The sequence below is a fragment of the Vibrio sp. 10N.222.49.A3 genome, assembly GCF_041475145.1.
Taxonomy (GTDB): domain Bacteria; phylum Pseudomonadota; class Gammaproteobacteria; order Enterobacterales; family Vibrionaceae; genus Vibrio; species Vibrio tasmaniensis_A.
In genome coordinates this window covers 77979-90849 of sequence record NZ_JBFRVM010000010.1, presented here as the reverse complement: position 1 = coordinate 90849, position 12871 = coordinate 77979, and the positions used below count along the sequence as shown (strand labels likewise).

The window sequence follows — 12871 nt, the reverse complement described above, 5'->3', positions numbered from 1 at the left end:
TTAAGTGAACGGCATTACCACCAAGGCGCTCTTTTTTATGTTCATCGAACCACTGTATCTACTATTTTTCAGGCTTCTTATCTCGCCCTAGCATTAATAGACAAGGCGTCAGCACCAAGGTTAGTACCGTTGCAAATGCCAACCCTCCCGCAATCGCCGTAGCGAGTTGCGACCACCATTGGGTACTCGGCGCGCCAAACTCTATTTTTTGGTTAATCAGGTCAATGTTCATCTCTAATACCATCGGCATCAAGCCTAAGATCGTAGTCACGGTCGTCAGCATCACTGGCCTTAAACGCTGGACACCAGTTCTTAGAATTGCGTCGCGCTTATCTAAGCCTCTTTTGATTAGTTGATTATAGGTATCAATCAGCACGATATTGTTGTTCACGACTATACCTGCCAGTGCAATCACCCCAATACCGGACATCACGATACCAAACGGACGTTGGAAGATAAGCAGACCAACAAACACACCAACCGTAGAGAACAGCACCGCACTCAGAATCAGGAATGCTTGATAGAAACTATTAAACTGAGTAATCAAAATCAACGCCATTACCGCCAGTGCAACCATGAATGCACTTTGTAAGAAGGCAGAAGAGTTTTCTTGCTCTTCATTTTGACCACGGATACGAAATTCTACGCTACTAGGTAGCCCCAATTCACTTAACGCTTGCTCAATCTTTGGCAGTTCGAGGGCAAGGTTATAGCCCTCTTCCATATCCGCCATGATGTTCACTACGCGCTTACCATCGAGGCGTTTAATCGTATCTTGCTTGTGGTCGGGAACAATCTGAGCAAAGTTGGTGATCGGCACCAAGCCAGCAGGTGTTTTGACTCTCAACTGGTCAAAGCGTCCGATATCTCTTTTATCATTAGGGTAACGCACCAAGATATCGACCTCTTCTGATGAGTCATCAGGCAGGTAATCACCAATCTTGAGACCATTGGTAACGAATTGAACGGTATTACCCACCAAGGTCGCATCAGCGGAAAAGCGTGCGGCATCGTCTCGGCGAATATCCACTTTCCACTCAATGCCATCTTTGCTTGCTGTATCACTGATGTTAGTCAGAGCTTGATTACCATCCGCCCAGTTTCTTACAATTTTTGCAGCCTGATTCAGCTGTTCTGGTGTTGTTGCTGACAGCTCAATCACTAAATCATTTTCAACCGGAGGCCCTGCATCTGGAAACTTATATTCAATCTCAACACCAGCGTATTGATCGGTTTGCACCTTTAATTCATCAATAATCGCTTTAACACTACGACGATATTGCCAATCAACAGGAGTAATCGAGATCAAGCCAATCTGGTCGTCCCCCCCCGTGCGTGTGTAAACAGTATCGAACTCATCATGATTAAGCATCATTTGCTCAATATCGCGCATGATGTCATCTTTTTCTTGAATAGAAAGATCACCATGTGAGCGAACTTTGACATTAAAGAATGGTGGATCAACCTCAGGGAAGAACTCTGCACTTAGGCCCGCTTTGGAGTAAGTAAAACCAACTGCAACCGCGAGCAATATCGCACTGAACAGAATCTTAAAGGGATGCTTAATCGCAATCGAAAGCGTGTGGTAATACGCCTTGGTTAAGCCCGTTGCTTGTGAAAAATCACCATTATGCAGTGCCACCATTCGAGCTTGGCTCTTGGGCGATACGTATTGAGGTTTGCCAATCAAGCCACCTAATACAGGTACAAACAACAACGCCATAATCAATGAAGCGGTTAGCGTTGCAATCAGTGTTAGTGGCAGAAACTTCATGAATTCGCCTGTCACATCCGGCCAAAACAGTAACGGAGCAAATGCAGCTAAGGTTGTCGCTGTCGATGCGGTTATCGGCCATGCCATCCGTTTCGCTGCGTCTCGGTAAGCTTCTTTTCTACCTTCACCTTCTTGCATTCGCCTATCGGCAAACTCGGTAACAACAATCGCGCCGTCGACCAACATACCAACGGCCATGATCAAAGAGAACAGAACCACAATGTTGACGGTTAGACCAAACACAGACAACACCAACAATCCCGTGAGGAATGATCCAGGTATTGAAATTCCAACCAATAACGCGGTTCGAACACCAAGAATGGCGATGATAACGATCACCACTAAAATGATGGCGGACAAGATATTGTTTTGAAGATCGTTGAGCATGATCTTCACATCTTTAGATTCATCCCAGGTGTATTTAACCAATAAGTTATTGGGCCATTCCGCTTGTTGTTGAGCACCAGCCATAACCGCTTTAACTAACTCTACGGTTTCGATGATATTTTCACCCGCACGCTTCTTGATATCCAAGACCACCGCAGATTTACCATCTAAACGGGCAAAGCTTTCAGGATCTCGAAACGCTCGACGAACCGTGGCCACATCACCAAAGGTTACAACCTGTTTACCATCCACTTTAATTGGTAGCTCAAGCACGTCTTTTAGAGAGTTAAACACCGAAGGAACTTTGACAGAGAAACGCCCATAACCCGTATCTACAAAACCTGCCGCAACCACTCGGTTATTTAAAGCGATCAAGTTATAGATATCCGCTTGATCTAGGCTGTAGCTCTCCATCAACAGCGGATCGACAATGATCTCAACAATGTCATCGCGATCGCCTGCAATATCGACCTCTAGAATTTGGCGATAGCTTTCGAGCTTATCCCCAAGCTCTCGAGCAATTTGCACTATGGTGCGCTCAGGAACGGTACCAAACAGAACAACTGACAACACTGGCTGCTCAGACGCGAGCGTCACCTCATTCACGGTCGGCTCATCACTGTCTTCTGGTAATTTTGGTTTGGCTAAATCGACAGCATCACGCACATCAGCCATCGCTTTGGTGAGATCAACGCCAACATTAAACTCCAACACAACTGAGGCGTGGCCTTCTGCTGCGGTTGCGGTCATCTCTTTTACGCCTTCAATCGACCTCAGCTCTTGTTCTATCGGTCTAACCAATAAGCGTTCTGCATCGGTTGGCGAAATACCTTGGTGCCCAACAGAAACGTAGATAATCGGGATGGTAATGTCGGGGCTCGATTCTTTGGGGATCGTGATATAGGTAACAACACCTGCGACCAATATGAGTGCCAAAAGAGAGAGCATTGTTCGAGCGCGAGACAAGGCTGCATCAATAATTGAATACATCGGTTATCTCCTACTCTGCAGTTACGTTAGAGAGTTCAACACCTTGCTCAACAGCAATCACCGAATCACCATCACGCACAAACCCTTGGCCTACAGTTATAATATCAACTCGCTGACCTAACCCTGTGAGCCAAACTCCATCTTGTTCTGCCTTTACTAGCTGAATACCTATAAATTTCACGGTTGGTGAGTCATCGGCTGAAACCAAAGTTTTGACCCCAAGATTACCGACCTCATCCAGTGCCAGCATCGCAGGTGTTATCTTGATAGCATCACTTGTTTCTAGGTTGAGTGTTACTTCAGCACTGACACCGGCAGGTAACAGGCCTTTGGAGTTATCGATTTCAATCTCTATTGGGAAGGTATTAGTGGAAGCAGAAGAGATTCGTGAAACATAACGTAAACGACCTTCCGCTTCTTCTCGCCCTAACAGACGAACCAAAGCAGATTGATTGACTAACAAATGCTGGATATGACGCTCACTGACATCGGCCTCAATAACCAAAGGGTCAAGATCAATCACGCCAGCAACCGGATCGCCGACGCCTACGAAATCTCCAAGCTCAACCATCAAGTCTTGAACCACACCGGAGAAAGGCGATGTGATGACTGTATTTTTTAGAACCAGTTCAGCATTACGCTTCATAGCCTTCGCTTCAGTTAACGAAGCCTCAGCTGTGGTGTAGGCTATCTCGCCTTGCAGGCCTCTTTTTTTCAGCGACTGCGCCGCCTGAAATTCTTTCTGCTTCAATCGATATAAAGCCGAAGCTCGCTCTAGCTGAATCTCTAAGTCACCTTTATCTATCTGAGCAATGGCCTGCCCTGCTTTAACCGCATCGCCTTTTACAACGTTCAACCTAACAATCTTGCCCGCAACTTCCGCTCCCAATCGAGCATGCCTATCGGGTGCTGTGCGACCATAAAGATCTATGGCTTTAAAGGTGGGGGATGAAGTGAATGTTTGAAAGGAAACCTTAGCCAACGGAATTTCTGTCGCTTTTTTTGCTGGCGACTCTTTCGCTTGCCCCACTCCTAAACCAAGCCAAATCGACAACAGTACAACTAGAACCAGAGAAACCAACCACGGCTGCTTCAGTTTCTGAAAAAATGGAGAGTTAGAAAATAGAGTGGGCATAGCAAATCCTTTTGTCCGATGTGATTAAGGCGCGCTAATTAGCTTAACACCGTCATATGCAACATCCTGATGCACAGAGGTAACTTTAACAGACCCACACCCAACGAAGTTGGACGCTATCGACAGTTTAAAAAATATGGCGTTTACTATAAAGCAAATGAATAAAGTGGAGCTTAAGCATAATCACCCAAAATAACCTTGGCGTACATGCCTAGAATAAGTCGACTTACTGTCTGTTTTGTATGGTGTATTTTTTACAAACAAAAACACCGAGCATTGGCTCGGCGTTTAAAATATTTCTAATGTAGCTTTCCGTTCAAGCTACCTTTCAGTGCACGCTAAACGCTAAATGATGCGCCACAACCACATGTTGTTGTCGCGTTCGGGTTGTTCACAAAGAAACGTGCGCCTTCTAGGCCTTCAGTGTAATCAACCATGCCGCCCATTAAGTACTGTAGGCTCATTGGGTCAACAACCAGCGTCACACCGCTATTTACAATGGTAGTGTCGCCATCATTTACTTTTTCATCAAATGTGAAGCCGTACTGGAAGCCACTACAACCGCCGCCTGTAATGTATACACGCAGTTTTAGCTCTGGGTTTTCTTCTTCAGCAATTAGCGTTTGTACGCGGGTAGCTGCTGCATCAGAAAAGGACAATGGGATATTTACTTCGCTCACGACAACCTCTCTTACCTGTGTCAAAAACAACATGATACAAATCTAAATCGAGACCATAGTTGTTGAGTATTTTCTTATATTCTGGTGATTATCTAATACCTGACTGAAACGTTCAAGTATTCACCACAGGATCGTTCCTTTTACTGCTGTAAACTCGCTAATATCTGACAATTAAAACGCGTAACCACACAAAACAACCAGATTCGGGTGATTATATCAGCGAAGGCATTCCTAGTTGGATTCCGGATAGGTACAATGCGTGCCAATTGGTCCGACAGTCAAAAGAGGATATATCAATGACCAAATCAGCAGAGCTGTACGAAAAAGCACAGCAAACTATTCCTGGTGGCGTAAACTCTCCAGTTCGTGCATTCAATGGCGTAGGTGGTTCTCCTATCTTCGTTGAACGCGCTGATGGCCCACTTATTTTTGATGCTGATGGTAAAGCATATATCGATTACGTTGGCTCTTGGGGTCCAATGATCCTTGGTCACAACCACGTTGTTATTCGTGACGCTGTTATTGCAGCAGCTCAACGCGGCCTTAGCTTTGGTGCTCCAACCGAAACTGAAATCAAGATGGCTGAACTTGTATCTGAGATGGTTCCATCAATGGAACAGCTGCGTATGGTGAGCTCAGGTACAGAAGCAACAATGAGTGCGATTCGTCTCGCTCGTGGCTTTACTGGTCGTGACAAAATCCTTAAGTTTGAAGGTTGTTACCACGGTCACGCAGACAGCCTACTTGTAAAAGCAGGTTCTGGCGCACTGACTTTAGGTCAACCAAGCTCTCCAGGCGTACCGGCTGATTTTGCGAAACTAACGCTAACTGCAACGTTCAATAATCTAGATTCAGTACGTGAAATCTTCGCAGCAAACAAAGGTGAGATCGCGTGTATCATCGTTGAGCCTGTCGCGGGCAACATGAACTGTATCCCACCAATAGAAGGCTTCCACGAAGGTCTACGTGAGATCTGTGATCAAGAAGGTGCATTGCTAATCTTTGATGAAGTAATGACAGGTTTCCGCGTTGCTGAAGGTTGTGCTCAGGCTTACTACAACATCAAGCCAGACTTAACGTGTCTTGGTAAAGTGATTGGCGGCGGCATGCCAGTGGGTGCTTTTGGTGGTCGTAAAGACGTGATGCAATACATCGCACCAACGGGGCCTGTTTACCAAGCAGGTACGCTTTCAGGTAACCCTGTTGCAATGGCTGCTGGCTACGCATGTTTGAATCTTCTAAGAGAAGAAGGCAACGAAAAGCGTCTAGCGTCTAAAACTAAGCAGTTGGCAAATGGCTTCAAGCAACTTGCTGACAAGCACGGCATCCCTATGCTAGTTCACCAAGTTGGCGGTATGTTTGGTTTCTTCTTCACAGACCAAGAAACGGTAACGTGCTACGAAGATGTAACTAAGTGTGATGTAGAACGCTTCAAGCGCTTCTTCCATCTAATGTTAGATCACGGTGTTTACCTTGCACCTTCAGCATTCGAAGCAAGCTTTACTTCTCTTGCTCATGGTTCAAAAGAACTGGATGCCACACTAGAAGCTGCTGACCGCTCTCTTGCGATCATTGCTGCTGAAAGCAAATAATCGAAAGCACTTTATAAGTCGCTAACCGATTGAATTTAGGGCTGCATTAGATGCAGCCCTTTTTAATACATCACGCTCGTTAACCACAAATATGACAGATTATTTACCCTTCGATTAAGGCCAAAACTGAACTAAAAACGTCTAACGTTCCCAGAAAAGAAAAACCAACAACATCAGCGTACCTAGGAACATTCTGAACCAAGGGATCTCTTTTTTTATTTGCTGTTCTTCGTCTTGGCATTTCTTATCTTTATTACAGCATCCCATTATCAAAACTCCTCATTGCTAACTCTCTGTTTTGCAGCCATTATAAACTCAGAACGCAAATATAGAGACCATTAACGTGTCAGAAAAACTCAAAATCAATACCAGCCACTGGGTGATCATCGTTGCCCTGCTTGCGGCGGCTTATGCTTGTTACTTGCTTATCGAGCCTTATGTAAATTCCATAGTAATGGCATTCATCATCTCGTTGCTGATGTTTCCAATTCACGAATGGCTTGAAAAGAAGATACCGAATAAAGAGAACGTAGTCTCTCTACTTTCTTGTGTGATCCTGACTTTCATTATTGTTATCCCTTTATTGGCAGTATTTGCAGCCATCGTGCAGCAAGGCTCTCTGTTCTCTCAGAACACCTACCAATGGGTGACACACGGCGGTATTCAGACTTTGTTTGCACACCCACTCGTGGTCAAAGCGCTGTCGTTTGTAAATGACTACCTGCCCTTCGACAACATTGAGCCCCAAGCCATCGCACAGAAAGTCGGAGAATTCGCGACAAGTTTTGGTTCTAAACTGGTTGGTATCAGTGCGAAAATCCTTGGTGATGCGACCAACTTCTTAATGGATTTCTTCTTGATGCTGTTTGTTCTGTTCTTCTTATTAAGAGATCACGACAAAATCATCAGTGTGGTTCGTCATATTCTTCCGCTATCTCGTAGCCAAGAAGACAAGCTCCTAACTGAGATTGAGCAAGTTTCTAAGTCTGCCGTTATGGGCTCATTCTTAACCGCAATAGCGCAAGGTTTTGCGGGTGGTTTAGGTATGTGGATTGCTGGTTTCCCTGGGTTGTTCTGGGGCACTATGATGGGCTTTGCCTCTTTCATCCCAGTGGTCGGTACCGCTCTAATCTGGATCCCAGCCGCAACCTACTTATTCCTAACCGGTGATACCACGTGGGCAATTTTCCTAACGGTTTACTGTGTCGCGATTGTTGGCTCAATTGACAACCTACTGCGCCCGCTGCTGATGCAAGGCAGTGCAGGCATGAATACGCTAATGATCTTCTTCTCACTGTTGGGTGGTATTCAACTGTTTGGCCTCATTGGTCTTATCTACGGCCCACTGATCTTCGCTATTACTATCGTTCTTTTCAATATTTACGATGAAGAGTTTAAAGACTTTTTAAACCAGCAAGACAAGAGTTAATCAACTGTTCAGCAACTTGGTTGCCGAACCCGTATTAAACACTTCAAGCTTTGGGCGGATTATGCGAAAATCCGCCCTCATTTTTTGCTAACGATTCAATAGAGTGTCCTATGTCAGCTTATATTGCCCCAAGCCAAATTGCTGAGCGCCAACTTGCCTACTTTGAAGGCAAACATGTTTTAGTTGCCGGTGAGGCTGAAGACTTATTCCCTGTTGAATTAGCGAAACATTGTGAATCAGTCACCGTGTTTACTTCTAATTACAGCTACTACCGTCAATTAGAAGGCTGCAACACCATTCAACGTTTTTATGGTGCGGAGTTTACCGAAGAGACCAAAGCCGACTTAGTGATGCTGTACTGGCCAAAGGCCAAAGCGGAAGCGGAATTTCTGCTGGCGATGTTATTTGCCAAGCTAGGTAAAGATACCGAGATTGTCGTAGTTGGCGAAAATCGTTCTGGTGTTAAAAGTATCGAGAAGATGTTCACTCCTTACGGCAAAGTCGTGAAATACGATTCAGCACGTCGTTGTTCTTTCTACTGGGGTCAATGCTTCGAGCAACCACCAGCCTTCAACCTGCAAGAGTGGTTTAAAACCTACACGGTTAACATTGGTGAACAATCACTAACCGTGAAAAGTCTTCCAGGCGTCTTCAGTCATGGTCAATTTGATGTAGGTAGCCAACTATTACTTGATACCCTGCCAAAACTAAAAGGTAAAGTACTGGATTTCGGTTGTGGTGCAGGCGTATTGGGCGCAGTAATGGCATCTCGTCACCCTGATATAGAACTGGAAATGTGCGACATCAGTGCATTTGCCGTGGCGTCTAGCCAAGCAACGCTAGAAGCGAATGGTTTAACAGGTAATGTCTTCGCCTCGGATGTCTACTCTGACACATCAATAGATTACCAATTCATCATCAGTAATCCACCATTCCATTCTGGTTTGGATACAAGCTACAGTGCGACTGAAACCTTACTTGCTCAGGCTCCTAACCACATGAAGCGTTCTGGTGAGATGATTATTGTTGCGAACAGTTTTTTAAAATACATTCCAATTATTGAGCAAGCTTTTGGAAAATGCGCGACTCTAAATAAGACCACCAAATTCGCGATCTATCACGCAAGTAAATAGCCTATCTAACACAGCGCAGGGTCAATATCTGCGCTGTCTGTTCATATTTCTATCAAAAGCCCATAAAAATGAGCTTTTGCACACGCTTTAAATACCACTTACTTGTCAAAGTAAAAAAACTCGTTAATTTCGTTAAATTGGAACCCGTTAATTCTATTCTCTGTACTTGTTTTCATCCCTTTCAAGCAGTACATCAAAGGAAAGTAGTACCCAATTTATGTTTAGATTCTATCGTAAGCAGAAGTTTAAGCGCCTTCAAAATACCCTAATGCTGGCATTTCTTGTCCTTAGTATTACCCCAGTAACACTTATCGCGATATTTTTCCTCCAATCGCACAGTCAGGATCTTCAGGAACAAAGTACTTCGCACCTTGTTTCCGTCCGTGATACTAAACAGCAGCAAATTGTCGATTACCTACAAGCTCAAGAATCCCAAGTGATGGGTTTTGTTCGCTCAGAGCTTGCCAATGCCAGTGGCGGACGATTCTATGGTTTGATCAATGCATTCCAACGCCTCGGCTTAGACATTGACGAAGCACGCGCTAATGCGCAGCAACGCTACATTCAAGGATCGGGCGATCAAATCAAAACATCGATTCTCCCTGAATCCAGCAGCTTTATTGGCAGCGAGCGCTATCGTCTACTTCACAAGCGCTACCACAACTCTTATTTGGAGCTGCTTAAGCGTTCTGATTTTGACGACATTTTATTGGTCGACATTAACGGCAACATCGCTTATTCAGTTTTTAAGCGCGATGACTACGGCACCAACTTGCTGACAGGTAAGTACAAAGATGCAAACCTCGGCAAAACCTTTCAACGCCTGGAAAAGGACGTAAAAGACAAACGCAAATCCAACGAAGACTACACGCCGGTTATCGTTTCTGACTTTAAAGACGAAAATGGTAAACAGACCGCATGGTTAGGCGCACCTATCGTTCAACAGGGCTACCTACACAGTTACGCCATGTTTAGACTACCCATCAATGGTATTACTAAGCTTATTGCCGATCTCAACAAGAGTTCGAATATTCAAACCTTGCTTGTCGGCGATGATCATCTGCCACGTAGCCTTGCCCATTCACAAGAGTCGATTAATCTGAGTTTAGATGTTGTTGATAAAGCTCTGGCAGGAGAAACGGCCGTTGGCACCTTCGACAACGCTCAGGATCAAGCGATCATCGCTGCATATACTCCAATTGAGCTCAAATATGCGACTTGGGCACTGGTCGTCGAGCTTCCAGAGAAAGAAGCGTTTGCCCGTATTCATCAGTTAGAAAAGATCTTTGTGATCGTGATGTTGACGGCGATTATTCTTGTATTTGTCGCATCCCATTATCTGTCTAACTTCATCACATCACCGTTACTCAAGCTCACATGGGCAGCAGAGAAAGTCTCTGCGGGTGACCTTGATGAAACCATGATTAATACCGAACGAAAAGATGAGATAGGCCGCCTCGCGGTAAGCTTCGAAAGAATGCAACGTTCGATTCGTGAAAAGATGCTGCTCATTAAGAGCCAAAATGATGAGCTTGAGGATAACCTTAAGACCATTCAAAAACAAAATGAAGAGTTGCAACTGGCCAACAAACTTAAAGATGAATTCTTAGCAACAACATCACACGAATTGAGAACGCCATTACATGGCATGGTAGGTATCGCTGAAGCGCTAATATCTGGTGCAAACGGTCCTATTCCTGCCAACCAGAAGTACCAGTTGGATATCATCATCAATAGTGGCCAGAGATTGGCAACACTGGTCGATGATCTACTTGATTACCACAAAATGCGCTACGGCAGTTTAGACATAAATAAATCTGCTGTTGATTTATCTGCTGCTACCAGCTTGGTACTAGAATTGTCTCATCATCTGTTGGGCAATAAGCCAATCCGAATTATTAACCAAGTACCCAGTGACTTAGGGTTGGTTTCGTCCGATCCTCAACGATTAGAACAAGTGATGTATAACTTGGTCGGCAATGCCATCAAGTACACATCAGAAGGTAAAATTGTTATCTCAGCAAGCGTTATCGACGAGAACATTCGTGTACAAGTTGTTGATACAGGCCAAGGCATACCTGCTGAATACTTAGAACACATCTTTGAACCACTGATTCAAGCAGGACAAGACTCAAGTAACTATCGCCAAGGTGCAGGGCTTGGGTTGTCCATAAGTCGTCAACTGATTGAACTGATGGGCGGTTCACTGTACGTAAGTAGCCAACCAATGCTTGGCACGACGTTCAGCTTTACCCTGCCTTTAGCCACCCAAGAAGAATTGGATAACTACAGTGATTCAGGAAGCTATTCGCACTTCCAAGCGCCAGATTTAATTGATAACAGCCAACAAGAAAATAGTGTTATCAGTGAAGATCCAGACGGTCCGTTACTGGTTATCGCCGACGATGAACCAGTAAACTTACGCGTGCTAGACAGTTTCTTGAAATTGGAAGGTTATCGAGTGCGCACCGCATGTGACGGCCCAGAAACCATTGAACTGATTGAGAAAGAGAAGCCAGAGTTACTTCTTCTCGATATTATGATGCCAGGTATGAGTGGCTATCAGGTGTGTGAAGCACTGCGTAAGCAATACGATCATGCACAGTTGCCAATCATCATGCTCACAGCTCTTAATCAAGCAGAAGACCGTGTTCGTGGCTTTGAAGCTGGTGCCAACGATTACTTGTCTAAACCGTTCAACAAACAAGAGCTGGCGGCGCGAATTACGGCTCACTTATCAGCAAGTAAAGCTGAGCAAAGGCGTCTTGAGAATGATCAGTTGCAACTGGAGCTTAAACACAGAGCCATGGTTGAAGCGAACCTGCTAGAAACTCAAGGGCGCTTGCTAGAGCAGCTAGAATCAGCCCCTGAGGCCATCATCTGTATTCGTGATGACCAACGAATTCGATTTGCCAACGAAGCTGCAGCAAAACTATTTAGGCGCGGGCAAGAGCAGCTTAAACGCTCTATGGCCGATGAGATCATTGCGCCTAAATACCTTAAGGTGGAACAAGCTCACTACTGTGGTGATATTGACATCTATATAGACGACACTCGTCAGCGCATACCAAGTGATATCCTTAAGCTACCTGAAGGCTCAGGGCTCGACACCATGTATATCTTTAATGTTGGTGGTGGGGTTAACTCAAACCGAGTCAATAACCTTGAAACGGCGGTTGAGGCACTTTCAAGCTACGCCTTTGAGGGTGACAAAGATAAACTTCAACAACTGAAAGAACTTGGCGGTGAATTTACTCGCCTTGCAGATAAAGCAACCGGTGAAGGTAAAAACAAACAAGAACTGATGCGTGAAGTGCTGGTCGATGTCATGACTAATGCCATCATCTACTGGGAGTCTGTTACAGGGGAAACCAAGTTTGCCTTCGCAGAGAAGAGTGGCTTGTGGCGTGTCTACCTAGACCGCAGTACCCTGCAAACTAGAACGCTAGACAAATATCTACGTGTAGAAACTCTACCGAAAACGCCTCGCTGGCGAACGGTACTGAGCTCTATCGAGTTTATACTTGAGCACTGTAAAGAACAGACACCTGAAAGAACTCATATTGAGACACTAAGGGATAAGCTACAAAAACTACTGACCAGTTAGCTCTGAAGTAAGCTCAAGCTATTGTAAATAATGAAGCCCACCTAGCGTGGGCTTTTTTGTGAATATCATACGCGACCAAAGGACAATGACGTCGATTCAAACACACTTCTTTTACGGCATTAAACAAGCAAAATGACACGTTGC

At 44.9% G+C, this 12871-nt stretch carries 8 protein-coding genes; 4 read left to right on the top strand and 4 right to left on the bottom strand.

The features are described 5' to 3' along the window. Window positions 1–61 precede the first annotated feature (61 nt). From AB4589_RS00995 to erpA, 3 genes are all read right to left on the bottom strand, one after another. Window positions 62–3151, bottom strand: coding sequence for an efflux RND transporter permease subunit (locus tag AB4589_RS00995; protein WP_372099110.1), 3090 nt, complete (start codon window positions 3149–3151; stop codon window positions 62–64). Between the two features lie 10 nt (window positions 3152–3161). Continuing rightward, entirely contained in the window at window positions 3162–4286 is a 1125-nt protein-coding gene (locus AB4589_RS00990; RefSeq protein ID WP_372099109.1) for an efflux RND transporter periplasmic adaptor subunit, read from the bottom strand. Window positions 4287–4624: 338 nt separating this feature from the next. Further along, on the bottom strand, window positions 4625–4966 hold the full coding sequence (erpA, locus tag AB4589_RS00985) for an iron-sulfur cluster insertion protein ErpA (protein ID WP_004734539.1): 342 nt from the start codon (window positions 4964–4966) through the stop codon (window positions 4625–4627). A 296-nt stretch (window positions 4967–5262) separates the two neighbouring features. Between erpA and hemL the strand changes: the two genes are divergently transcribed. Continuing rightward, on the top strand, window positions 5263–6558 hold the full coding sequence (gene hemL / locus AB4589_RS00980; protein ID WP_372099108.1) for a glutamate-1-semialdehyde 2,1-aminomutase: 1296 nt from the start codon (window positions 5263–5265) through the stop codon (window positions 6556–6558). A gap of 141 nt (window positions 6559–6699) precedes the next feature. Here the strand turns inward: hemL and AB4589_RS00975 are convergent, their stop codons facing one another. After that, a complete protein-coding gene (locus tag AB4589_RS00975) occupies window positions 6700–6825 on the bottom strand; it encodes a hypothetical protein (RefSeq protein WP_009847557.1) in 126 nt (41 codons plus the stop codon). Between the two features lie 76 nt (window positions 6826–6901). Here AB4589_RS00975 and AB4589_RS00970 point away from each other — a divergent pair, with 76 nt between their 5' ends. From AB4589_RS00970 to AB4589_RS00960, 3 genes are all read left to right on the top strand, one after another. Beyond that, entirely contained in the window at window positions 6902–7987 is a 1086-nt protein-coding gene (locus AB4589_RS00970) for an AI-2E family transporter (protein ID WP_372099107.1), read from the top strand. 110 nt (window positions 7988–8097) lie between these two features. Further along, the gene (gene rsmC, locus AB4589_RS00965; RefSeq protein WP_371709517.1) at window positions 8098–9120 is read left to right on the top strand and encodes a 16S rRNA (guanine(1207)-N(2))-methyltransferase RsmC; all 1023 of its coding nucleotides are present in this window, start codon (window positions 8098–8100) and stop codon (window positions 9118–9120) included. Between the two features lie 217 nt (window positions 9121–9337). Next, entirely contained in the window at window positions 9338–12727 is a 3390-nt protein-coding gene (locus AB4589_RS00960; RefSeq protein ID WP_135384167.1) for a response regulator, read from the top strand. Window positions 12728–12871: the final 144 nt, after the last annotated feature.